This window comes from Arthrobacter silviterrae (assembly GCF_011045165.1).
In the GTDB taxonomy this organism is placed as follows: domain Bacteria; phylum Actinomycetota; class Actinomycetes; order Actinomycetales; family Micrococcaceae; genus Specibacter; species Specibacter silviterrae.
The window spans coordinates 89575-113238 of record NZ_JAAKZI010000011.1 but is presented as its reverse complement, the minus strand read 5'-3'; the positions used below and the strand labels follow the sequence as shown (position 1 = coordinate 113238).

Below are 23664 nucleotides of genomic sequence, written 5' to 3'. Positions count from 1 at the left end.
CCACCACCAACCGCCACGGCAGCGGCCACGTTGTCACACCCACATGCCAAAATCAGAACCATCAGGCAGCCGGTAAGCCCTGATCCACGAAAATCCCCGAGTCATGAAAAATCGAGGCTAATCCCTATCTTTCTCTCACAAGAAGGCGGTATCTTACCCGGGATACCTCACATGCAAATCAAATCCGCTCATTTGCCCGAACAAGATCATCGGGGAAGTCCACTTCAACGGCATAGTAATTGGAAATATCAATCGGAAGCCACTTAACACCCAATTCCTTTATTGTCAATTCTATTGCGCCTTCAAAATAATCTTGTTCATCCACTTCAATTAGCGACTTAAATGAACTTTTTCTTGTCATATTTTGAAACGTAATTAATTCCAACGGCCTCTCCGCCTGCCAAGTCGTGAGGCACGCTTTTGGATAGAAGATCAATGAATCCGTTGTTGTCAATAGTATATTTCACCTCTTCATCAGAAACGGAGGATACATTAACAGTTACAAAGGATTGCTCATTCTGAATAAAAGGTTTAACATAATCTAGAATTTTGGAATCAAAAACTACATCACCATTCATCCAAAGCACACCTCCGCTGGCGGAATTCGAAAGGGCCTTTAGCAGACTTTTTGAGGTGTTCGTCTGATCAAAATTTTCATTGTATACGAATGACGCATCGGGAACATGCTCCATAATTTGTTCCATCTTATAGCCCACAACGATGCTGAGGTTGAATTTCTTCCCAAAAGCTGACTGCAGGTTCGCCAACTGCTGATGCATTATTGAACTTCCATCAATTAATCTGGTAAGAGGCTTGGGGTGTGGTCTTGCCAACCGAGTTCCCATTCCAGCGGCTAGAATTACAGCTTGGATAGTCATTGTCGCATCCTTCTTTGACGATGGCAGAAATGTAAAGCTAATATTGTGCTCTAGTCTCAGATATTATTCGATTGTCGTTGGGTTGTATGCATAAATAATAATGATTCTAGGTGAACTCTATTAAGCTCGCAATACCGATTGTAGTAAATGTGTCCAAGAATCTAATTTATAAATTCATTTGTTGAAGTGTCAGCGGTACGGTGTCGCAAAACGTTAGCGCCTTAGCCGCAAATCTATCGTCGTTAGCGGCAATTTACGTGGATGTATGTCCAACAACTTTGGGACGATTCGGCCGCTATTCGCTGTTTTTGACAATCTATTGTACTCATTTTGCGCGAACGAACTTACTCCCATAAAAATAAGCATCAGTAAGAAGCCGAATCCTCGATCTTCGAATGGGGTTCCGAACGGAATAAGGGCCAAAAATACTAATATGAATCCTCGAAGTGATGCGTGAATTGCGCCGTATCCATACTTTCTGGCCGTGTGTCTTATAGCTGTAAGGGCGACGAATAGGAAGATAATTAGGATACTAGACCCGACAAAACCAAATTTCACTATGGTCACCAACGGAGTATCCATGGGGATATCTGCCGTGAACCCTGGCCCAAACCCGAAGAATGGACTCTCGTGAATCCGACTCCAGGCGTACTCATATTGTTCGGTTCTTAGGCGGAAAGATTCATCGGCTTGCCCATCTCCACCGACTACTGTGAGCAGGGCTTGCAAACGCGTCATCAAAAATCCTGGATCTCGAAGCAGGCTTGAGGCCAGTAGGGGTATTAAGGCCAATGTTCCAGCACAGGCACTAGCGGTAATAATTAGAACTCTATTAAGTGGAACCCTCATATATTTCCGATTACCGATAACGCCCAATATTGCGACGTAGATGATCAGATTAGTCCGAGTGCCCGTAACCAGCATGGCGGCAGGAATAACAATGATGGGAATGAACCACAATATACGCAACAATCCCTTTGCGTAGCACACGCAGACGAGCGCAAGGGCAAAAGTTAACGATGGTACTACGAGGCTTGAAAGCATGAAACGACCTATCTCGACGCTCGATATGTTGCGTCTTTCAAGCCAATCGGCAGCGAATCCGGCCGCGGATATCGTTCCGATTATTCCTATCATATTGAGTACGAACCGTGGTCGCATATCCCGGCCGGCATCTAGTCCGATTATGGGCGATAAAATTACGAGTAAATAGAATACGCTCTGTCGAATCGTAGTAAGTAGATCAAAGGTTGGAAGAAACATGGTTCCAATGATCATGCACAGCAAGAACGCGATTCCCCAAACAATTGTCTTTTTGAACGGACGAATCCAAGGGGGAGGATTTATTATCAGGCGGTAACTTGAAACGAGCGAGCAAAATATCAACAATGCCATGTAGACGATCTTTAGTGGTCCCACGTCAGAGCTGGAACCTAAGGTGTAGAACCCCCCTCCTAACACCACACTCATTCGGATCCACGATTTTCGGGTAAGCGACCAAATAATTACTGGCGCTGCGCCAATCGAAATTCCGATTAGCGGATTAATGATAGCCACGACGCAGGCAATGACTCCATAGAATACCCACCAGATTGTCGGGCCTATTGTCCTTCGCCTAGACATACATGGCCAGATCTACGAGTTCCTGCGTGTAAATATCCCTTTTCTGGATTTGATTCTTTCCTAATCCCGTGCCAATGGTATTATCCGTTGAATTCAGATTTCGATTATATGCCATATTATCCATGATTTGCCGGAATGCCCTGATTTGAAGTGGATCGAGATAAGATAATTTTGGCCATTATCAATGAGTCGATGAATTTTTTGACGTGAATATTGGCTTCATTCGAAGAGATTTCGTATTTTTCAAAAATGAACTTTACTAGTTCGTGCCTAGTCGAACCCGAAATAATTAGATGCCATAGTTCCGCCGCCGTTCGGCTTAGTATAACTGGCTGGTTTATTTTCAAATTTAGGATGGCCACGCGATTTAGACTGTCTTGTTCTATGTGGGCGATGTCGGAGTTGATTGTCCATACCTGGTTGGCCTCATTGACGTTGGCCATCATCGTCAGTAAGCTCCTTCTCGTCGCAGTACAGCTTTAAGAGTTTTTAGTAAGATAATAATGTCGCCAGCGAACGACCAATTTTCTACGTAGTAAAGATCCAACCGTACTGTGTCCTGCCAGGACAGATCGGACCGGCCGCTAACTTGCCAAAGACCAGTAATGCCCGGTTTGACCATGAAACGTCTGTGTACATGTTTCTCGTAGACGGCGGCTTCGCTCTCAAGTGGAGGGCGGGGGCCGACCAGACTCATATTTCCGATTAGGACATTAAGGAGCTGTGGAAGTTCGTCAAGGCTGAAACGCCGCATCCATTTACCTGCGGACGTTACGCGGGGGTCGTTTTTCATCTTGAACATGACGCCGTTGCCTTCGGATCTATCGATAAGTTCCTCAACTTGTTGTTCCGCGCCAACTGCCATGGAGCGAAACTTAAGCATTTCAAATACCTGTCCTTGCAATCCCACTCTTGATTGTTTGAATAGGATTGGCCCGCCGCCGAACCTTACCACCAACGCCACCGTCAAAATGACAGGCGATAGAACCACGACCAATAGCGAAGATGCGAGGATATCGAAAATGCGCTTCGCGAAACGGGCACCTGAACTAAATTGCGGTGTCGAAACATGAACTAATGGAAGTCCCGAAACTGGCTGGACGTGCACTCGGGGGCCGGCTATATCGGTGAGGGCCGGTGCCATGATGAGTCTGATGCGACGGTCCGCCAGCGCCCATCCTAGGTCTCGAATCTTATGGGGCGGCATTGCCAGCCCCGAGGACAACGCCACTGTGTCCGCGTTGTGCAAGTAAATCGACTCTAGAATTGACTCGACGGATTCTCCAGTGCCTGCGAGTCGAGTTCCAAGAACCCCCTCGTTGAGCTCAAACTCGGGGTCCAAACCTGGGATATGAGCGGCTACGGGTATAAACCCCGCGGACGGCTGGCGGGCCAGTGACTTAGTGAGGTGGGCTGCCGAGTAAGGTCCCGCAACTACCAGAACCCTGGCGGAGGAATGCCCGTAGCGACGTTTCCGGTGAAGAAGCTGCCTTTGAATCCAGCGAGAAAGGATGATCCCGAGGCTACCTAGCGGAAGGGCTAGGAGGATGTAGCCCCGTGCCGTTTGCAAACCAAATGCGTAGGAAACTATTGCGACAGTTCCGAACAGCCATGTAGTGGCTGTCAGAACGAGCTTGAACTCTTCCGTTCCCAAACCGACGATTCGAATTTTGCGACTATCCCACGCGCCGAGCATGACGTACCAAGCCAGCCCAAGCATGATTCCGCAGGACCAGTAGGGAACCGTTACTGGCCCGATTTTCAGATCGGTCCTGTCGATACCGAAGCGGGCCAATTGGGCTGCCAAGAGGGCAACGAAAATAATCGTTGCATCGACCCAGCGTAGACGGTGGATGTATGCCTGCCGCCAATTGCCTGGACCTGATCGACGTGCGAACGGTTTGCCGACGTGGCCATGCGCGCCGGTGAACTCGTCACTACCTATAGACGTCTGCCCCAATTAAACTCCGCACTTCAGCCATATAGCTCGACGATCTTGCCCGCGCAAAAATGAAGGTGCGAAGGTTGAGACGCGCGGGCCGTACCAATAATGAATCAGCAGTTGCCAGCATTCATTCAGAATCATACAGGAGGATAGCCCCTCGCTGAGGAGGTTAGGGTCGTCATGAACCCTCTACCGCTTGGTAGCGGCATGCAGGTGACACAATGGGTGGTGATAGCCCACCTGCCTACCTGAGGGACTCATTCGTGGAAAGTTCGCTCCAAAACACACAAGACGATCCCGTCCTGCCCTCGGAAGAGGCCCCTCGCCAGCGCCGAACTACACGAAATGTGCTGCTGGGTTTCCTTGCTTTATTCGTTGTAGCGGCTGTTGTGGCCGGCTTTTTTGTGTTCAACCTGGCACACTCCTTTGACAGCAAGTCTCAGAAGATCGACCAGGCGTTTCCGGCGGAGTCCTTGCGGCCCACAAAGCCGACAACTGGCGCCGGCGCGAATGCGACTAACATTCTCGTACTTGGCAGTGACAGCCGCGGTGCCAGTCTGAACACGGCTGAGCAGGGCGGCGCATCGGACCAACGATCCGACACCATGATGATGGTCCACGTTCCCGCTGACCACAAAAATGTCTACGCTATGTCCATCATGCGGGATACCTGGGTTTCCATCCCCGGCCACGGCGAGGCCAAGATCAATGCGGCTATGGCCTTTGGCGGGGTGCCTTTGGTGGTTCAAACACTTGAAGGCATGTTTGACACTCGAATCGACCATGTGATGATCGTTGACTTTGAGGGATTCAAGTCGATCACCGACGCAGTCGGGGGGGTGCAGGTCAATAATCCGGCCACATTTCAAAGCAGCTTCTTGAAAGGCCACACTTTCGAGCGTGGGCTTCAAACACTGTCGGGAGAACAGGCATTGGCGTTTGTTCGAGAGCGGTATGCATTCGCAGATGGTGACTACCAACGGGTCAAGAACCAGCAGCTGTTCCTCAAGGCGGTGCTGGCCAAAGTCCTGACGCCATCCACCCTGACCAACCCGGTGACGGTCTCCAACTTGGTGGGGAAGTTCTCGCCATTCGTCAGCGTTGACAAGGGGTTCAACGCAGCTGCTATTGCCGGGCTGGCTGTTGAATTGAAAGACATCCGACCTGCCAATTTCAAGACGTTCACGTTGCCCAACCTAGGCACTGGAACTTCCGCAGACGGTCAGTCGATCGTCATTAACGACGCGAAGACCGTAAAGGAAATTGCCGAAGCCATGAAGGACGACCAGCTGGCTTCCTACCTTGATGTTCACGGGTTGGTGCATTGATTCGGTAGTTTGTGGTGGAGGAGCCGGGTTTCGACAGGCTCAACCATGGGTTTCGACAAGCTCAACCACCGGCAACGACAAACTCAACCCATGGCGTCGGTGGCCGGCGATATAGAGTGCGGCTCCTATGGCGGCGCCCATTGTGTTCGCCAGAACGTCTAACCCCGAAGCATATCTGTGGGGCAGGAAGAGGTACTGGCTGAGCTCAATGAAGCATGACGCCAAGGAACCAACGACAAGGCCTACCCAACCGTTCTTAAACCAAATGGAGAGAATCAGTCCCATCGGTAGGAACATGGCGATGTTCGCAGTGAACTCAACCTGGTTGTAGCCAATGAACTTCGGCAGGCCATGGACATGCAGCCAGTCAATGACGAGGTGCAGCTCACCGCTGGCTGGCCGGTCAACTGGCGTTGGCCAAAATACCACCATGGCCACGCCGACAAGGTAAATGGCGGCAGCCGCCAAGGCAATTCGGTGAAGGGGCTTGATCATGTAGCTCAGTCTTTTTGGTAGATGTCCGGGATGCCGTCGCCGTCATCATCGCGGCTCTCGCTCACCGCCAGTTTACGGTAGCAGCGGTTGCGGCTGCGCAATACCACGGCTGCAAGCAGGGCGGCCAAGACTGACCCTGCCAGGATCGCGACCTTCGCGTGGCTGTAATGCGGGCTGGCATCCCCGTAGCTGAGTTCGCTGATCAATAGCGACACTGTGAAGCCCACGCCTGCCAACAGCGCCAGGCCGGCAACATCAATCCAGGCCAGGCCGTCGTCGAGCTTGGCCTTGGTGGTTTTGGTTACGAGCCAGGTGGTGCCGAAGACGCCCAGGAACTTGCCTGCCACCAGGGCCACAACAATGCCGACGGCCACGGAGTCCGTAAGGGCGTCCTTCAGCCCTGAGGCGCCGCCCAGGGCAACGCCGGCGGAGAAGAATGCAAATAGCGGCACGGCCACTCCCGCGGAGACGGGCCGGACAAGGTGCTCAAAGTGCTCGGCGAGTCCGGGGCCGGCGGAGGGTCCGCCGCGCTTGGCGGAGCGGGTCACGGGGACGGCGAAGCCCAGCAGCACGCCGGCAACGGTGGCGTGGATCCCTGAGGAATGGACCAAGACCCACGTGACAAGGGCCAGGGGGACCAAGAAATACCAGGCGGTGATGCGCTTTTGAACCAGCCAGGTGAATGCGAGCAGTGGGAGCAGCGCAAGGGCCAGGTACTGAAGGTGCAATTCACCGGGATAGAAGACCGCGATGATGGCGATGGCAATGAGGTCGTCCACCACGGCAAGCGTCAACAGAAATGTTCGCAGCGCCGTGGGCAGGTGGGTGCTGATGACGGCCAGCACTGCCAAGGCAAAGGCGATGTCCGTTGCGGTGGGGATGGCCCACCCTTTCAACACGGCAGGACCTGCCGACAAGTTGACCACCGTGAACAAAACGGCCGGGATGATGACTCCGCCGAATGCTGCCGCGATAGGCACGGCGGCCTTGGCCGGGTTTCGAAGGTCGCCCGCGACGAATTCGCGCTTGAGCTCCAGGCCGGCCACAAAGAAGAAGATGGCCAGCAGCCCGTCCGAGGCCCAGCCGCCCAGGCTGAGATTCAGGTGCAACGCTTCCGGGCCGAGCTTGAAGTCGCGAAGTGCAAAGTAGCCGTCCTCCGCGGGGGAGTTGGCCCAGATGAGGGCGATCACGGTGGCGGCCAGCAGCAGGGCACCGCCGACAGTTTCTGAGCGCAGAATCCGGCCAATGTGCAGGGACTCGCGGTAGCTGCTGCGCGTGAATATGCGCCGTGGGGAAGTGAAACTCATGGGCTGGTACGCCCTCTCATTGGGCCAAGGTTCGACCAGTTTCTGGAGGAACTTTTGGGTGCGGCTATGACGTTGCCGACCAGACTTCCCGGCGCACCTAACATCCAGTTTAGCTTCCCAATGCTGAGGTGGCAGGCTCACGCGCTGTCAATGGCGGATTCATGGACTGGACTGTGATCAGGACGTAGGAAATGCCGGGAAAATGTCCCACCCGGTGTCCATTGGTACGATCGGGAATAGCGCGGCGGTTGAGGCTTGGGGCAGCCAGGTTGGATGAAGACGTTAAGCAACCAACTTCATGGCACGTCATATCTACCGTTCAGGGTTGCCTGCAAACTTCGGTACGATTGGTTCAAATCAAGACTTTCTTAGGGGTAGTATGACGCAATCTCGCGTCTCGACGATTCAAGCGCTGACCGGCATCCGAATTCTAGCTGCATTATGGGTTGTGGCGGAACACTTCGGCAGCGTATTGATGGGGCTGTTTCCGGGTGCGGATCGGGCAAGCGTGATGATCAATTCCGGCTATTTGGGCGTCGAGGTATTCTTCATACTCAGCGGGTTTATCATCAGTCACAACTATGCCGAACGATTTCAAAACCTTAGTTTTGCCGGATACAAGGAATTTATTCAGAAGCGAATCGCTAGGCTGTATCCCGTACACATACTGACTCTGGGCGCCGCTGGGGCTTTTGTCTTAGGCGCTTCAGTTCTTCATATTGACCTTAATTCAAGCGAAAAATACGATACGAGAAGCTTCATTATGAATATTTTTATGATGCAAAGCATCCCACCCGCCCAAGCATGGAATAATCCTGCATGGTCGATCAGCGCAGAATTTGGTGCGTACATTCTATTTCCTCTGTTCATAGTTGCAGTTATGCGTGTGAAATCCAAGTCCTGGCTCCTAGGGCTCAGTGGTGCTGCGATGATGCTGGTGGTGGTCGGCATGCAATATCTTGAAATTAAGTACGAATTTAGCCCCACGGGTTATTTGGGCATTTGGCTCCGCATTTTCGGTGAATTCACCGCCGGATGTTTTCTCTGGCGATTCTGGAAATTAGGTTGCAAACCAAGCAAGCGCTACGATTTGCTAGCACTGACTGGGTTGGTAGGAATAGTGGCTATCATCCTGTGGTCCAATGGAGTCGGCGCGCGAAATTTCCTAGTTCTACCTTTCATTGGAATCGTCATTTTGGGTTGCGCAGGAGCGGTAGGTCCGGTTAGGGTCTTCCTATCCAGTCGGTTCATGGACTTTGGTGGTCGTATATCGTACAGTCTTTACATGGTCCATTTCTTGGTACTCATGGTTGGTGGAAAGATTCTCCCATGGACTCATTTCGTATCAAGCAATTGGATAATTCGTCTAATTATTCTGTTGACATATTACGTCACCTCGCTGGCCACTGCTGTTGTAGTTTACAAGTTGGTGGAAGAGCCCGGTAGGAAGTTTATTTCTGGTTTCAGCAAGCGCGGAGTTCGGTCTGCAAATACGATTCTTAGTGAAAATCATGCGTCCGATGCTTAATTAGCATGGAGATGATTGATGCTGTCATGTAGCAGGATCTCGGCGATAGTTCCGTCCCAACAATTTGGTGACATTCGGCAGATGTTTCAGAGTTCACTCAAAGTCACTTGCTTGGTCTGGGAGAAATGGATCCGGCCAATTCTGACCACACCGTCGGGATAGTCCTGCGATGTCTGGACGCCCGTAGCCGACGAGAGCGCTAAACTGCCGCGGACCTTCGACGCCGTACCGTCCCCGGTCGCCAACTTCAATCGTCGGACCGGCGACGGGTGTATTTCTGCCTCCGGAGCGGGCACCGGAGGCGGATCGGGCGACGGTTAGTAAATACACGGAAGGAGACACCGGGGCGGCATCGTGGAATCGGCCGGGGCCGGTGTTCGGATGATGGCGATGCGACATCGCGAACTATTTCTGGCTTGGCTGCTTCGGCGACAGAGGTAGCGTCCTGCGACTGCTCCATGGTCGTGCCTTCCAGTGGTCTCTGGTGCGGGGGCTCGCGGTTGTAGATCATGTCGAATGGTCGACTTGGGGCTGGAGCTCCTTGTGGGTTGCGACACAGCGGCTACTTGTCGCAGGAACAGGGGCTGTTGGACGCGTTTGTTATTTCCCGGGGTGGTCGGTATCTATGGCATGTTGGTGATCGCCTCGACCTGGAGCGAGGACGCATAGATACCAGCTGGCCGATCTGTCTGCGGCGCATTGGGTAAAACGCCGCGCCATTGTCCGCCAACTCTATTCGGTCCGATCACACGACCAATACAACTAGCGTGACCTCGATAATCTTGTCCGGGACAGCCGCTAATGGCCGGTCTCATAGTTGGTGGCATCAATTTGGATCCGGGTCTCGGACGGATTCGCCGAAGGGGTGAGTTGACATGCACAACCGGGGCAATTCAAAGGTGAATGAACAGGTCCTGGCAGCCGTCGAGGAAGACCCGGCCGGCCGGATTTGGTGTGAGGTGTGCGGCACCGATGAGCACATCTTCATTGAGCGTGCCCGCTGGCGGCGGCGCGGCGGCGCCGAGTTCTGGGACATCGATTACACCTGCACCAAGTGCGACAGCTTCTACGGCCATGCAGTGAGGGATTCCGAGGTTACGCCTGCCTTGATGGCCGCGATGGCCGTTGCCCAGAGCGGCGTGGCTTTGGGGCGGGCCGCCCAGTCCTGAGGCTCATGGGCCGAATGTCGCACCCGTCCGGTGGCTCCCCAAGCCAGCCCCGGGACCTCTGAGCCTGACGGCGGTACTTGCCTGCCGGCGTCGTGCCTTGTCCCAGAAGCACTGCGGGCCTCGGCATATGGAAGATCTAGAAGAACTCCATTCCCGGGCACCCCATCACATTTACCAATAACGGCCCGGCAACCATGCCGGTGGGCGGCAAGTTCCAGGATTGGATGCCGGTGGAGTCGGTTGCATCCACCCACGGGGTTGCTGTGGGACAGATGTGGACCAGCCTGACGGTAACCACTGCCGACGGAACGATTCTGTTTTCCGGCCCGTCCATCACTGACGGCGGGGTAGATGCCAAAGGTTTCCAGTGGATGGTCTACGAATTTACGCTGAATGTTCCCTTGGTTGCCAACCAGTCATTCACGGTCAATTTCAAGACTCGCCTATACGCGGGAACGGCCATGTGCAACCAGACCACGGCCGATACCCTCAACGTTGCCGGAGACTCGTTTATACCCCGTTTCCAGTAGGGGGGGTGGGGCGGCGCGGCCCACTGAACGTCAGTGCATAAAGACCAGCAGGGCCACCACAATGACAGCTGCGGCCAGCACTCCTATGCCCACGTACTTCCACAGCTGGGTGCCCTCGTCAAAACGGTCCTTGCGCCTGAAATTCATTCCCTGTCCCTCTGTTGAGATTGGCCTCCCAGCCACGCCAAACACTATGGCGTTTGGCTGGGAAAAAGCTGGCGGTGGCAGGTGTGCCCGCGGCGAACTAGCTGTTTAGCGCCACTATGGCGAGGAAGATCACGGCCACGGCCAGCAATGCGAACATGACGTATTTCCACACCTGCGACTGCTCGTCGTAGCGGCTGTGGTGGTTCTTGAACATGGCGTTATTCCTTTCTCGAGTGGGTGGCTGCGGGGGAGCCGCTTTCATGAAGTGAGGGCCGGCCCGCCAGGTAGCCCACCCTCAGATCGGCCACGGTCAGGTCCCCGCAGTCTCCCAGGGCGGGCAGCTCCCGTGCTGCCTGGTTCAGGTCTTTGTGCCGCAAGGCTTCGACAAGGTGTTCGGCATGGTCTTCCAGCCTCTCGGCACCCACCATGTGGCTGGAGGTAAAAACACTCAGGGCCGAGTCCATGGCGCCCTCCAGATCGTCCGCCAAAATGGTGCTTGAGAGCCTCCGGAACCGGGGGCCCCACATGTTGACATAAATGCTGACCACTCCGCGGCAGGCTGCGGCATCACCACCGAGGGAGGCCTCCAGGCGGTGCAACTGTGCCAGGCTCACCAGGTAGCGCTGACTGTGTGACATGGCGTGTTTTCCTCCACCCCTCGTTTGCCGAATCAACTACCTTCAACAGTAGGTTCGCCCGGCCCGTCAGGGTATGGAATTAGTGCCTTCCGGCCATATCCTGCGCGGATCCTCAGCCAATCTTGAGCCAAAGTTCAGCCTTGAGGACCGGTGGAAATTCTGCGCCAATCTTCGGCGGATCTTCCGCAATTTTGTACCCCCTTCTTGAGGTCCATCCAGCACAGTTGTTCCCAACGGCAGGACCACCTGCCACCCACGCAAACAGCACCACATCACAAAGGGGAACGTCATGAACAAGATGGCCAAAGGCGCAATCGCAACCGGCTTGGGAGTCATCCTTCTGGTAGGCGGCGGCGGAACACTCGCCACCTGGAACCTGGCGCAAAACGCCTCCATGGGCAAGGTGGTCACGGGCGATCTCAACCTGGTCCCCAGCACCACCACCGCCGGCCAGGGCCAGTGGACCAACGCGGCCGGTACCAAGATCGACATCGCCAGCTACAAGGTGGTTCCCGGCGACGTCCTGATCTACACGCAGGACCTCAACCTGACCATCTCCGGCGATCTCATGGCCGCCAAGCTGGCCGTCACTGGCGCCGGCATCAACAACGGCTTTGACCCCGCCACGGTCTCCGTCTCCGCCACCACGCTGACCAAGGGCACCCAGATTCTGCCCGGCACGGTGCTGCTTCCGGCCGATTCGGGCACCGTCCAGGCCTCCACCACCTTCACCTTCAACACCTCCACCGCGGGCCGGAGCGACGTGGGTGCCAACTACGACTTCAGCGGCGTGGGCTATTCGCTGGTGCAGCAGGCTCCCGCCTCCGCCAACAAGTCCTAATTCCGTCATGAAGGCGGCGGGACTGATTCTGGTGGCGGTGATCCTGGGACTGCTGGCCGTGCACGGCAGCTACGCCCTCGGGAGCACCGCCGCCGGCGCCGGCGTAGTCTAAGCCCAGCTCCAGAATGCCACCAGGCGCAGGCCCCAAACCACCCGCCGTCGCGCGTAGGGGATGTTCACTGCATCGAAGCCGAGGGCCATGAGCTCGCCAGCCATCATGAGCCGCTGCCAGCGTCCGGAACGCTCTGCTTGTGGGACGCCGTCGACGTAGCCGCCGCTCATCAGGCGCAGAGTGCCGCCGCCCTGCACAGTGCGTTCGCCGCGAAAACGGCCCGACTCGATGGCCTCGTGCCGGGCCACATTTTTATGGATTCGGTCTGAGGTTGTTTTGTCGAGCTAGAAGGCGCCTGCTCCGGCAAGTTCGTCGACCAGGTGTAGCCCACGCTGGGGGCCAGGATCTGCTGCTCCTCGTCGGCTCTCTGGCCCTGGACCGTGGACCAGTCAAGGAGAGCCGGCACCTCCGGAAGCGACCTCGTGTTGCCCTCCAGCGCGGCGGCATTCCAGATCAAGTCAGGCAGCGCAGCGCGAAACCTCTGACGGGCCTCGGCTGTGCCTAAAGGTTCAGTCTTCGTGCCAATGCAGGTCAAATCGGGCGAATGCCTCCTGCAGTTCAGGGTGGTCCGGATGCACCTTGGCTGGCTCGTCCGAAGGCTGGATGCGTGGGCTTCGTGCCGGGTCACCGGGACGCTCGAACACGGCCCAGACACGGATCTCGTCCCCGTGACGGGAATTGAACCTCACACCATCGACGACGTTCCCTTCGTCATGGAGGTCATACAACCACCTGGCGATTGAGCGGGTGAGAATTCGGTCGCGGGCATCCTTCAGAAGGGCTGCGTCGACGTCTCCGGCGGCAAGCCCATGTTCGTTGAACGGGTAGTGGGTAGTCAGCGCTGCGATGCTACGCGAATGCGTAACGAAGCAGTATCGGCCACTCTGGTGCGCTGATCCGTACTGCTGGTCGTCCCAGCGACCACCGAACAAACCTTCATCGTCGGCGTAGGTCCACGGTGTCCATGCCCAGGCGTCCGGCGCAAAGCCGACACGCCAGACCTGGCTGGGCTCTTCGGAGCCCTCGATCTCGAGATCCGGGCTGCTCATCCGATGTAGGCGAACGCTTTTGCCGCGGCGATCAAGTCGCGGGCGCCTTTCATTGGATCGACCTCGCGCAGGACGTGTGCCGGCGCGTCGTCATTCAGCGCAGGGTTCATTCCCTTGAACCACGACTGCACCGTAGCGGCGTCGTACTTTTCTCTCAGCAAACCAGCGACGTGGAAGGCATGGCGCAGGCGCTCTTGGTCGACCTCGCCGGGCGACCCTGTGCCTTCTGCCCAACTGGACACCGATCGTGCGGACTTCACACCACCGATGTACGCGACGAGACGCACTCCAAGGATCTCGCGCAGTTGCGAAACCAGCTCGGGGAATGCGAGCCGGACCGAGTCGTCATAGGCCCGCAGGCCTGGTCGTTGATCGGACTTCATCACGGTTGTCATAATTCGATTGTATGTCAGATGGAACAGTAAATCGATAGCAGAAATGCACCCAAAAATACATCTTAAAGTGCGCGTGAGATATCAAGGGCGGTAGATGCAAAGTCATGAGTCGGCCTCCACCCTTCTTATGGCGGCACTAGAGCACTTTTAACTTCGCACAAACCGTTCGACGGTCTTGCCCCGTTGAGGTATGAGTTGATGTCCTCGGCAGACTCGCGGGCGGGCACCACTCTCAAGAGCTACAAGGTGCTATATCCCTTGGTCTGCGTCGCAAATAACAGCGTTAACGAAAGAGAGGGCTCACCGCGGTGGGCCCTTCAATGCTTTCTATGCACCACGCTGCCTATTCGAATGGTGAACCATTGAACAGAGGACCGATCCCGTAGTGCTCCTGTAGCCTACTACGTACGCCTGATGGATTGCCACATGCCAAAGCTCCCACTACCGGGCAGTCCACCGCGGCCAGGGACGTTCAATAAGGCATAAACCCTGAACAGCTGACATCGTCTCGGGAGCGGTGTCGAATTCGAACCGGTTACACACGGCCCTGCCACGTCCTGCCCAGATTCCTGGCCCGTCTTGAGCCAAAATTCAGCCTTGGGGACCGGTTCAAATCCTGCGCCAATCTTCGGCAGATCTTCCGGATTTTTGCGCCCCCGTCTTGAGGTCCGCCGGGCATAGTTGTTCCCAGCGGCAGGGCCACCTGCCACCCAATTCACACCACGGGCAGGGGGAACGCCATGAAGGCGGCAGGACTGATGCTGGTTGCGGTGATCCTGGGACTGCTGGCCGTGCAAGGCAGCTAAGCCCTCTGGAACACCGCGGCCGGCGCCGGCATGGGCACAGTCACCGCCGCCGACTTCCGCGTCACCCTCGGCGACGCCCCCTCCGGCACCGTCACGGACATGACCCTCCCCAACGGCACCGCCGCCAGCCTTTCCTTAAGCACGACGCCGGCCGGCACCCTGGTGCCGGGGCGGCCGGTTTACGCCGGGGTCCAGTTGGGCAACGTGACGAATGCGGGCGGGGCCTTTACGCTCCGGGCCGCCGTTGCCTCCAGCCCGACGGCGACGGACGGCGGGAGCGGCCTGGCCGGCTACCTGACGGTCAAGTCCGTGGCCGCCACTTCCGCGGCACAGTGCTCCGACGCCTCCCTGTACACCTCAGTTCTTCCCACTGACCTGCCCGCCACCACCATCGCCAAGGGAGCCACGGGGGTGTTTTGCTTCCAGGCGTCACTGGACGCTGCTACCCCCGCCAGCCTGTCCGGCACCACCGCCGGCATCAGCATTCCGCTCTCCGTGACCCAGCTGTAGCACGCAGCCAACCCCAGCCATCGAATTTCCTGAAAGGACCAGACCATGACCACCGGACGCATTGCAGGATTCCTGCTATTCATCGTTGCCGCCCTGGCCGCACTGGTGCTGGTGGTGGGGCCCGCTGCGACGGGCTCGCAGACGTACACCGTGCTCACCAACTCCATGGCGCCAAAGTACGCGCCGGGCACCTTTCTGGTGGTCAAGCCCACGCCGTTCAACGAACTCAAGGTGGGGGACATCGTCACCTACCAGCTGGAGTCCGGCAAGCCCGCCGTGATCAGCCACCGCATCATCGCCGTGGGCACCACGCAGGCGGGGGAGCGGGTGCTCACCACGAAGGGCGACAACAACGCCCTTGCCGATCCTTCCCCGGTCCACGCCCCGCAGCTCCGCGGCAAACTGCTTTACGCCGTCCCCTATGTGGGCTTTGCCGCCAACCTCCTGGGCCAAACCAACCGGGGCGCATTGGTGCCCGTGCTGGCGGCCGGGCTGATCGGCTTTGGCCTGCTCAACCTGGTGCAGGGCGTGCGGGGCCGGGCGAAGCGGCGGTCCAAGGCGGTTTCGGCTGCGCGCCGGCAGTCCCCGGATTCGGTGGACGCGTAGGTGCCAGCGTGAGGGGCCTGGCCGGCTCGAAGGCCACCCGGCGCGCCGCCGTCGTGCTCTTCCTGGTGACAGTGCTGGTGGGCGGTGGGACCGCGGCGGCGGCAGCCAAGTGGCAGCAGCAGGCCACGGCCACCATGGCCGTCACGGCCGGGAGCTGGGGACCGCCCGTGCAGTACGCCACCGTGGTGAGCGCACCCGTCATGGCCGTGCGCCCCGGGGCGGTCAACCCTGCCCTGGTCACGTGCGCCTCGGTGCAGCCGCAATCGTCGCTGAAGACCAAGACCTCCGCGGACATCAGGTTTTCCTGGCTGGGCGTGCCCAATGCCACGGCGTACACGGTGACGCTGACGTTCACCGGCACCGGCTACAGCTACAACACCACCACGTCCGTGACAGGGGCGTCCGCGGTGTTCACCCTGGACCGCACTGCGGCCTCGTACGGCAGCTACGTGCTGCGGATCCTGCCCGTCAACGGCGCCACCCCCGGCGATGCCGCGTACCGCAGCTACCTGTATTCCGCGAGCGATTCCACCAACTGCTCCTACGCCGACCCCGCGGGCCAGTCCCCGCTGGGCCCCTTCACCGTCTCCTCCCAGTCCGTGGTGCGCTCCGCCACCACCTCCGCCCTGCCCCTGTCCTGGACGGCGGCGCCCGGGGCCACCAGCTATGTGGTGAGCCTGAAGTCGCGGACCTCCAGCTACGGGGTGGAGTTCACGGCCACGGGCCTGGCGGCAACGCTGGTGTTCCCGCAGGCCGCCACCGATGCGGCCGGGAACCCCGTCAATCCGCTGGACCTGCTGGCACCGTACTACGCGGACTACACGCTGCGCATCCAGCCCATGAACGGCACCCAGGCCGGGGATCCCGTGTACAAGGTGGTGAGATACTACTTCCCCTCCTGCACCGTGGCCGATTCCTGACTCTCCCGGACGGCGGCTTTTGGGGCGCGGACCGGTTTTGCATGGAATATTCCAGATTTAAAAATGTGACACGGACCACCAAAGTCGCCACAACGCTCTGCTTATTTGGTTCAATGGTGTTAAGTGCTTGCTGGGGGCAGCACTTAGTGCCTGCTGGGGGCGCGACTTTCTCGTGAGGAAATTTGCGATGGCTGCTGGTCCGGGGGAACATTACTGCGCGCAGGGGGAGTTGCGGGCGGAATGGCTGCCCACCTTGTACCGGGGAGCGACGGCGGTGGGCATCTGGCCCGCGCTGTTGGCGCCCGTGGAATTATGCCGAATCCTGGACGCAGCCGGGCAGCACCATCCGCATGGTGGTGCCCTTGCCACGTGCGCTTTCAATGGTAATCGTGCCGCCGTGCTTGGTGACGATGGTCCGGGTGATTTGCAGTCCCAGGCCCAGGCCGGGGATGGAGCGCTTGAGTGCCTGTTCTGCGCGGAAGAACTTGGTGAAGGCATCTGCCTGCTCGGCACTGCTCATGCCGATCCCGGTGTCCTGAACTTCGCAGAATAGGTCGCTGCCGGCGCTGCCGGCGCCGGCTGCGGCGGCTGCGGCGGCGCTGCCTGTGCTGCCGCCGTCGCCGGCCCAGGCACGCACCGTGACGGTGCCGCCGTCGGGCGAGTACTTGACCGCGTTCGAAACCAGGTTGTCCAGCGCCTGGCCGAAGCGGCCGGCGTCCACCAGGGCGGGGAGAGAAGCCGGCGATTCCACCGTGAGCACTACGCCGTTCTTGTCAGCGGCCGGCCGCGCCGACGCCACGCTGTCCGCCACGATCCCGGCCACATCCGCCACGGCGGGGGAGATGGTCATGTGGTCGCTGGAGAGCAGGTCCGCCACCAGGGCGTTGAGGCGTTCGGCATTGCGTTCCGCCACGCCCAGGTACTTCACCACGTGTGCCGGCAGCAGCTCCCCTTCATCCAGGGCCAGGCCCAGGTAGCCCTGGATGGAGGTCAACGGGGTGCGGAATTCGTGCGACACATTGGCCACGAAGTCGTCCTTGGCCGCGAGTGCCGCCACCATTTCCGTCACGTCATGGAACGCGATGACGGCACCGGCATTGCCGCCGTCGTTGGTGGAAATTTGCCGGGCCGTGGTGGAGACCGCCCGGGCCGAATCGCCCTGGCCAATCCACACCTGGTAATTGGTGAAGGACTCACCCTGGACGGCCCGGCGCACGGGGCGGGCCTCGGCACTCAGGGGAGTTACGGCGTCGGGCGCGAAAACCAGCAGGTCCTTCTCCGGCGGGTCCGCCATGCCCCGCGGCACGGCCAGGGCGTGCAAGGTTTCCTGCGTGGAGTTGATGAGCTGGTCATGGCCGTCCCCGTCCACCACCACCAGTCCCACGGCCACGGTGTCCACCACCGCGGCCAGCAGCTGCTCGCGGTGCCGGCTCTGCTCCAGGGCCTCCCGCAGCTGGAAGTCCTTCTCCTGCAGGGCCACGCGCTGGCGGTCCATGTTGGCGGTGATGATCACCACGGTGGCGGAAAACCCGGCCATCATGAAGGGGAACAGCAACGGCTTGCCCAGCTGGTCCGGCGTGGCCTCTGTGCCGGCCAGGAACACGGGCGTCCAGACCATCAGGAGGGTGGCCACGGTGCTGCCGGCAATGGCCGTGCGCCGGGCCAGGCCCGCCGCGGAAATCCAGAACACCGGGAAGAGCACCAGCAGCCCGGCCGAGGTGGCGTACTGCAGGCCGCCCTCCCGTGAGAAGCCGATCGCCACAAAATCCAGGTACGGGATGGTGAGGAACGCGGCCGGCGGAAGCCTGTCCCACGGCACTGCCAGGCACACCACGAAGATGGCAGCATGCAGCCACATGCCAATGGTGAACGCCAGGTTGCCGTACGCCTGCGGGTATAGCATCGCCGCATGGGCCAGCATCAACGCCACGGTCAGGGTGAGCGGTGCCTGGGTGAGGACCACGCGGGTGCGCAGCGACCTGTCGTAGAAATGGCGGCGGATCAAGGTGTCGGCGGTTCGGGTCACTTAATGTCCATTGGTGTTAGGCACTGGGTCAACGGTATTGATGATGTCATACTGTGGATACGCCCGCGCGAGCGTGCGTCCGGCGGCCAGTTGCCTGGGGGTGGCTGGCTGCCGGCTCAAATTTCTAAGGTAGTGCTGCTATGTTGCGGGTTTTGTCGGTCTCGAGTTTGGCGGGGGAGTAATGGATAGTCCACGGGGAGCGGTGGTCATTGAGGACGACCAGGACATCCGGGAGCTGATCAACGTGGTCCTGAACCAGTCCGGCTTCGACGTCCACGCCGTGGACAGCGGCGTGGACGGGGTGGAAGCCGTGCGGCGGCACAACCCCGCCGTGGTCACCCTCGATTTGGGCCTGCCCGACATTGACGGCTTCGAGGTGGCCCGCCGGATACGGCTCTTCAGCGACTGCTACATCATCATGCTCACCGCCCGCGGCGACGAGCTGGACACCCTGCTGGGCCTGGAAACCGGGGCCGACGACTATCTGACGAAACCCTTCCGGCCCCGCGAACTGCGGGCCCGCGTGGGGGCCATGCTGCGCCGGCCGCGGGTGGGTGCCGGGGGTTCGGCTGGTTCGGCGGGTTCGACGGCGGAGGATTTCGACAGGCTCAATCAACGGGGTTCGGGGGCGTCTGGGGACGTCGACAGCGCCACCCACCGCGTGCCGCCGTCGTCGGGGGACGTTGACAGCGCTACTCGCCGGGTGCCGCCGTCGGACGTTGAAGGGAAAGGTGACCGCCCCGGCAGCCTGGGGCACAGCGGGCTGGTGCTCGACGGCGCCGCGCGCACGGCCGAGCTGGACGGTGCGGAGCTGGAGCTCACCCGGACCGAATTTGACCTGCTGGCGGCCATGCTGGAGAGCGGCAGCCTGGTGCGCACCAAGGCCGAGCTGGTGCGCCGGCTGCGCGGGGACGGCTACCACGGCGGCGCGTACGTGAACGATTCCGACGAGCGGACCATTGAGGTCCACATGGCCAACCTGCGGCGGAAGCTGGGCGACGACCCGCGCTCGCCGCGTTGGATCAAGACCGTGCGCGGGGTGGGTTACAAGCTGGTTGTTTAGCCGTTACCGGCCCGGGGAGGGCGTGCATTGGCGGCCATGGCCGCGGCAGCGGTAGACCTGCCCGGCCTGCAGCGGGATGCCGGCGAAGAGCTGGGGCACGGTCACCAGGTAGTAGCCGGCGTTTTGCAGCCTCGAGATCACCTCGCCCTGGTGGTCCACCGTGGTGGCGTGGATGTCGTGTTCCAGGATGACGGCCCCAGGGGAGACCAGGCGCATGATGGTCGGGATGTATTTGGCGGGGTCGCGGGAGAGCCAGTCGAGGGAATCGACCGACCACAGGATGATGGGCAGCCCCACGTTCTGCTGGACCATCGCGTCCACTCCGCCGTACGGCGCCCGCATCAGCATGGGCGCTGCTCCCGTGGCAGCCTTGATGGCGCTGTTGGTCCACTGCATTTGGGTGGCGACGGCGGCCGGGCTGAGCCTGCGCAGGTCCGGATGGTTCCAGCTGTGGTTGCCCACGGTGAAGCCGGCGTCGTGCTCGGCCCTGGCGATCAGCGGGCTGTAGCTCACGGCGCCGCCGACGGCGAAGAACGTGGCACCCGCCCCTGCCTGCTCAAGCATCTTCAAAAGGCGGGGCGTGGTGGCCTGGGAGGGGCCGTCGTCGTACGTCAGGGCAGCGCACGGGACGATGTCGCAATTGATGTGGCGGAGTTGCTTCGGGGCCGGGGCCGGCGGTTTCCAGGGCTCGTCCGCTTCATCCTGGGCGTGGCGGCCCAGGGTGGAGAGCCAGGGCCGGACCGCGGCCGCGGGGATTCTCAGGGTGCCCATGGCGCGGTTCGCGGAGCCTGCAGGCATGGTCAGATTTCCTGCCGCGTCAAAGGCCAGGTCCGTCAATGGCACGGGGGCGGTGGCGTCCGCACCGCGCAGGGACCGGATCAGGGCGGCGAGCTCGCCGCGGTGCGCCGGCGCCACGAGCACTTCCGAGGGGACAGTGGTGCCCGTGCCGGAGTCATAGACCATTGTTGTTTCGGCGGTGGTCCCGGGGCCGTGCGGGGTAATCCGGATGCGCCCGATCAGGTAGTGCCCGCCCGTGTGCACGATGGTCCCCTGGACGGTCAGTTTTACCTTGTCCTGGCGGGCGGTTTCCACGGCGGGTTGGTAGCGGGCGCCGGTGTGCTTGTCCAGGGCGGCCAGCAGCTGGCGGTCGACGTCGGCGTTGAAGCTTGTTGCCCCGTCCAGGTAGGCCCACGTCCCCCCCGCCGTCGGCGATTGCAGTTTCATGGGATAGGCTCCGGCGACGGCGGACACGTCCCGTTCGCCCTGCATCGGCACCAGCCAGGAGCCGGGCGCGGCCAGCTGTGCTTTGGTGGTTTCCGGGGTGGTGGAAGGGGAGCAGGCGGCCATGGAGAGGGCCACTGCTGCGGCTGCCGCCAGGGCGCAGGCGCGCCGCAGGGATCCCGAGGCTGAAGGTGTACGGCGGCGCATGGTGCTCCAGGCTCGAAAGGGACTGTATGGGGAAATTATTTCACGATTCGGTGAATGGAAAGCGCTGATCCGATTTACGCCGGACCGCCTGGTCCCGGTGGCGCAAGCATGGACCCGGACAATATTTAGAATTAGTATTACTAACATGAAACAGCGTTACGTGATGTCGGTCCGCGCCGACGCATTCAGGCAGACGGGGGAGCGAATCTTGGCGGCGGCCTACGCCCGCTTCAAGGTGGCATTGTTTGATGAGGTCACGCTTGACCAAATCGCAGCGGACGCGGAGGTGACCGTCCAGACTGTCATCCGGCGCTTTGGCTCCAAGGCGGGGATCGTGGCTGAACTCACCCGGATCCGGGAAGCCCAGGTAGACGCGCATCGCCGGGATGCGCCGGTGGGCAACCTGGCCGGTGCGGTGGCAAACTTGATCGAGTTCTACGAGGCGGAGGGGGATCTGATGATGCACCTGCTCCGGCAAGAGAGCCGGGTCCGCGCCTTCGCCGAAATTGCAGAGCACGGGCGGAAAGTCCATGTCGAGTGGTGCGCCCGCGTGTTTGCGTCCGGCCTCGAAGCGCGCTCGGGGGTGGCCCGCAAACGCCTGGCCGCACAGCTCGTTGCGATCTGCGACCTCTACACATGGCATCTGCTGCGTCGCCAGCAGCGCCTCTCCCAGCGCCAGACCAAACTGGCACTCATGGAGCTCTTGGAAGGAGCGCTCTCATGAAGGTCCTCGTATACACCGCCCCCTCACGCGGCCACCTGTTCCCCACCATTCCGGTACTGCTGGAGCTGCAGCGGCGAGGCCATGAGGTGGTCATCCGAACCATTGCGGCCGAGGTGGCCGGGCTGCGCGCACTCGGATTCAAGGCCGACCCTGTGGATCCGGCCATCGACACCATACAGATGGCGGACTACAAGGAACACAACCCGCTGGCTTCATTGAAGGCCGGTGTTGCCAACTTCATAGCCCGCGGGGAGCTCCAAGTGCCCGAGCTGCAGCGCGCCATTGGGGCAGAGCGGCCTGACTTGCTGATCGTGGACGTGCTCTGCTGGGGCGCGGCCGCGGTCGCTGAAACTTCCGGCCTGCCTTGGGCATCAATCCAGCACTCACCCACCCCTCTGCCGGCTCCCGAGATACCCCCGTTCGGGCCGGGCCTGCGGCCGATGGCGGGACCGCTTGGCAGGCTTCGCAACCGATTGCTCATGCCCTTGACTTTGGGCATGCTCGAGCGTGTCGCCCTGCCCGGCACGAACGTGCTTCGGGCCAGAGCCGGGGCAACACCCCTGCGGGATGCCGTTGACATGTTTACCCGCCCGCCGCTGACTCTTTACTTCACGTCCCGGGCGCTGGAATATCCCCGCACCCAATGGCCGGAATCGTTCTTCTTCACCGGCCCGCTGTGCTGGGATCCGGCCCGCGAGGCGCCAACCTGGCTCGACCGCCTGACCCGGCCGGTGGTGCTGGTCACCACATCTTCGGAATTTCAGGACGACGGCGTGCTGGTCAGAAATGCTCTCGAAGGGTTGGCCGGGGAAGACCTCGATGTGGTCGCCACGATGCCTGCTGGCCTCGAGGACTTCAACGTGCCGGACAATGCCCACCTCGTCGAGTTCGCACCTCACTCCCTGCTGTTGCCACGAGCAGTTGTTGCGGTGACCCACGGCGGTTTCGGGGTCACCCAAAAGGCGCTCGCCGCCGGAGTGCCCGTCGTCGTCGTGCCCTTTGGCCGGGACCAAGCCGAGGTGGGGCGCAGGGTCGAGGCCAGCGGTGCTGGCCTGATGCTCTCCCCGAAGCGGCTCTCGCCAGACCGGCTGCGTGCCGCCGTCGTCCATGCCATAACGCTGAAGGCGGCAGCTGCGGCGCTGGCCTCAAGGATGGCGGCGGAGGGCGGTGCGTCCTTGGCCGTCGATCGGCTGGAGGCACTCAATGACCTGTCAGCCGTTGCTGGATAACGATGCTCGTCGTCTCCATGCCACTCAAAGGCATCAGGGCGCCATGCTGGTGGTTCAACGCCTGACACCGAAACGCCGGTTCACCCCGTGACGTTCACCTGAATGGCCCGCTCATCCAGCGAAGTGGCTTCCCAGGACCGCTTGAGGACAAAGCGCAGTTCCACCGTTCCGCGCCGTGCGGCCAGGAAGTGGAAGGTGTGCGTTCCGGTGGCCGGCACTGCGGCGGCATTGCCCTCCGGGGTGAAGGAATCGCTGAGGAATTCCACGCCGGCGGGCACGCCGGCCACGGACCATTGGTAGCCTGTGGCCGGCGTGGCCTGGAAGTCCACGGTGAACATGTCACCGGCGTTGACTTCGATCACTGCGC

The 23664-nt window shown here is 59.9% G+C and carries 22 protein-coding genes and 1 pseudogene; 11 read left to right on the top strand and 12 right to left on the bottom strand.

What is annotated here, in order from left to right; all coding sequences use genetic code 11:
* Positions 1-178: 178 nt before the first annotated feature.
* The 3 genes and pseudogenes from G6N77_RS08515 to G6N77_RS08505 form a co-directional block, all read right to left on the bottom strand.
* Positions 179-878: pseudogene (locus G6N77_RS08515) on the bottom strand (phosphocholine cytidylyltransferase family protein).
* A gap of 1739 nt (positions 879-2617) precedes the next feature.
* Positions 2618-2944, bottom strand: coding sequence for a PqqD family protein (locus G6N77_RS20450; RefSeq protein ID WP_420867314.1), 327 nt, complete (start codon positions 2942-2944; stop codon positions 2618-2620).
* Positions 2945-2949: 5 nt separating this feature from the next.
* Entirely contained in the window at positions 2950-4461 is a 1512-nt protein-coding gene (locus tag G6N77_RS08505; RefSeq protein WP_205678128.1) for a sugar transferase, read from the bottom strand.
* Positions 4462-4709: 248 nt separating this feature from the next.
* Here G6N77_RS08505 and G6N77_RS08500 point away from each other — a divergent pair, with 248 nt between their 5' ends.
* On the top strand, positions 4710-5774 hold the full coding sequence (locus G6N77_RS08500) for an LCP family protein (protein ID WP_306987398.1): 1065 nt from the start codon (positions 4710-4712) through the stop codon (positions 5772-5774).
* A 39-nt stretch (positions 5775-5813) separates the two neighbouring features.
* On the opposite strand, the gene G6N77_RS08495 is transcribed toward G6N77_RS08500, so the two are convergent.
* Both G6N77_RS08495 and nhaA read right to left on the bottom strand, forming a co-directional pair.
* Entirely contained in the window at positions 5814-6269 is a 456-nt protein-coding gene (locus tag G6N77_RS08495) for a VanZ family protein (protein ID WP_165181594.1), read from the bottom strand.
* Between the two features lie 5 nt (positions 6270-6274).
* Positions 6275-7576: a Na+/H+ antiporter NhaA gene (nhaA, locus tag G6N77_RS08490; RefSeq protein ID WP_165181593.1), complete on the bottom strand. Its 1302-nt coding sequence runs from the start codon at positions 7574-7576 to the stop codon at positions 6275-6277.
* A 298-nt stretch (positions 7577-7874) separates the two neighbouring features.
* On the opposite strand from nhaA, the gene G6N77_RS08485 reads away from it, so the two are divergent.
* The 3 genes from G6N77_RS08485 (at position 7875) to G6N77_RS08475 (ending at position 10803) form a co-directional block, all read left to right on the top strand.
* Positions 7875-9104 carry an acyltransferase family protein gene (locus G6N77_RS08485; protein ID WP_165181592.1) on the top strand — a complete coding sequence of 410 codons (1230 nt, stop codon included), beginning with the start codon at positions 7875-7877 and terminating at the stop codon, positions 9102-9104.
* Positions 9105-10003: 899 nt separating this feature from the next.
* Entirely contained in the window at positions 10004-10273 is a 270-nt protein-coding gene (locus G6N77_RS08480; protein WP_165181591.1) for a hypothetical protein, read from the top strand.
* 194 nt (positions 10274-10467) lie between these two features.
* Positions 10468-10803 carry a hypothetical protein gene (locus tag G6N77_RS08475; RefSeq protein ID WP_165181590.1) on the top strand — a complete coding sequence of 112 codons (336 nt, stop codon included), beginning with the start codon at positions 10468-10470 and terminating at the stop codon, positions 10801-10803.
* A gap of 365 nt (positions 10804-11168) precedes the next feature.
* On the opposite strand, the gene G6N77_RS08470 is transcribed toward G6N77_RS08475, so the two are convergent.
* A complete protein-coding gene (locus tag G6N77_RS08470; protein WP_165181589.1) occupies positions 11169-11588 on the bottom strand; it encodes a hypothetical protein in 420 nt (139 codons plus the stop codon).
* A gap of 289 nt (positions 11589-11877) precedes the next feature.
* Here G6N77_RS08470 and G6N77_RS08465 point away from each other — a divergent pair, with 289 nt between their 5' ends.
* The gene (locus tag G6N77_RS08465; protein ID WP_165181588.1) at positions 11878-12429 is read left to right on the top strand and encodes an alternate-type signal peptide domain-containing protein; all 552 of its coding nucleotides are present in this window, start codon (positions 11878-11880) and stop codon (positions 12427-12429) included.
* Between the two features lie 108 nt (positions 12430-12537).
* Here the strand turns inward: G6N77_RS08465 and G6N77_RS08460 are convergent, their stop codons facing one another.
* The 3 genes from G6N77_RS08460 to G6N77_RS08450 all read right to left on the bottom strand — a co-directional run bounded on the left by G6N77_RS08460 (position 12538) and on the right by G6N77_RS08450 (position 13985).
* Positions 12538-12789, bottom strand: coding sequence for a hypothetical protein (locus tag G6N77_RS08460; protein ID WP_165181587.1), 252 nt, complete (start codon positions 12787-12789; stop codon positions 12538-12540).
* A gap of 261 nt (positions 12790-13050) precedes the next feature.
* Positions 13051-13590, bottom strand: a complete 540-nt coding sequence (locus G6N77_RS08455; RefSeq protein WP_165181586.1) for an RES family NAD+ phosphorylase — start codon at positions 13588-13590, stop codon at positions 13051-13053.
* Positions 13587-13985, bottom strand: coding sequence for a hypothetical protein (locus G6N77_RS08450; protein ID WP_205678127.1), 399 nt, complete (start codon positions 13983-13985; stop codon positions 13587-13589). Before G6N77_RS08450 ends, G6N77_RS08455 begins: the two co-directional genes overlap by 4 nt.
* An 836-nt stretch (positions 13986-14821) precedes the next feature.
* On the opposite strand from G6N77_RS08450, the gene G6N77_RS08445 reads away from it, so the two are divergent.
* Genes G6N77_RS08445 through G6N77_RS08435 form a run of 3 tightly spaced genes read left to right on the top strand, consistent with a single transcriptional unit; the run spans position 14822 to position 16827 of the window.
* Positions 14822-15301 (top strand): hypothetical protein, encoded by a 480-nt coding sequence (locus tag G6N77_RS08445; RefSeq protein ID WP_165181585.1) that lies wholly within the window; start codon positions 14822-14824, stop codon positions 15299-15301.
* Between the two features lie 45 nt (positions 15302-15346).
* Positions 15347-15907 carry a signal peptidase I gene (locus G6N77_RS08440; RefSeq protein WP_165181584.1) on the top strand — a complete coding sequence of 187 codons (561 nt, stop codon included), beginning with the start codon at positions 15347-15349 and terminating at the stop codon, positions 15905-15907.
* Positions 15908-15915: 8 nt separating this feature from the next.
* The gene (locus tag G6N77_RS08435) at positions 15916-16827 is read left to right on the top strand and encodes a hypothetical protein (RefSeq protein ID WP_165181583.1); all 912 of its coding nucleotides are present in this window, start codon (positions 15916-15918) and stop codon (positions 16825-16827) included.
* Positions 16828-17137: 310 nt separating this feature from the next.
* Here the strand turns inward: G6N77_RS08435 and G6N77_RS08430 are convergent, their stop codons facing one another.
* Positions 17138-18853 carry a sensor histidine kinase gene (locus G6N77_RS08430; protein WP_306987400.1) on the bottom strand — a complete coding sequence of 572 codons (1716 nt, stop codon included), beginning with the start codon at positions 18851-18853 and terminating at the stop codon, positions 17138-17140.
* Between the two features lie 181 nt (positions 18854-19034).
* On the opposite strand from G6N77_RS08430, the gene G6N77_RS08425 reads away from it, so the two are divergent.
* On the top strand, positions 19035-19916 hold the full coding sequence (locus G6N77_RS08425) for a response regulator transcription factor (RefSeq protein ID WP_165181582.1): 882 nt from the start codon (positions 19035-19037) through the stop codon (positions 19914-19916).
* Positions 19917-19919: 3 nt separating this feature from the next.
* Here G6N77_RS08425 and G6N77_RS08420 read toward each other — a convergent pair whose 3' ends face one another.
* Positions 19920-21344: a polysaccharide deacetylase family protein gene (locus G6N77_RS08420; RefSeq protein WP_165181581.1), complete on the bottom strand. Its 1425-nt coding sequence runs from the start codon at positions 21342-21344 to the stop codon at positions 19920-19922.
* 145 nt (positions 21345-21489) lie between these two features.
* On the opposite strand from G6N77_RS08420, the gene G6N77_RS08415 reads away from it, so the two are divergent.
* The gene (locus tag G6N77_RS08415) at positions 21490-22068 is read left to right on the top strand and encodes a TetR/AcrR family transcriptional regulator (RefSeq protein WP_165181580.1); all 579 of its coding nucleotides are present in this window, start codon (positions 21490-21492) and stop codon (positions 22066-22068) included.
* On the top strand, positions 22065-23297 hold the full coding sequence (locus tag G6N77_RS08410; RefSeq protein WP_165181579.1) for a glycosyltransferase: 1233 nt from the start codon (positions 22065-22067) through the stop codon (positions 23295-23297). The genes G6N77_RS08415 and G6N77_RS08410 overlap by 4 nt, the downstream gene beginning before the upstream one ends.
* A gap of 80 nt (positions 23298-23377) precedes the next feature.
* On the opposite strand, the gene G6N77_RS08405 is transcribed toward G6N77_RS08410, so the two are convergent.
* Entirely contained in the window at positions 23378-23659 is a 282-nt protein-coding gene (locus tag G6N77_RS08405; protein WP_165181578.1) for a protease inhibitor I42 family protein, read from the bottom strand.
* Positions 23660-23664: the final 5 nt, after the last annotated feature.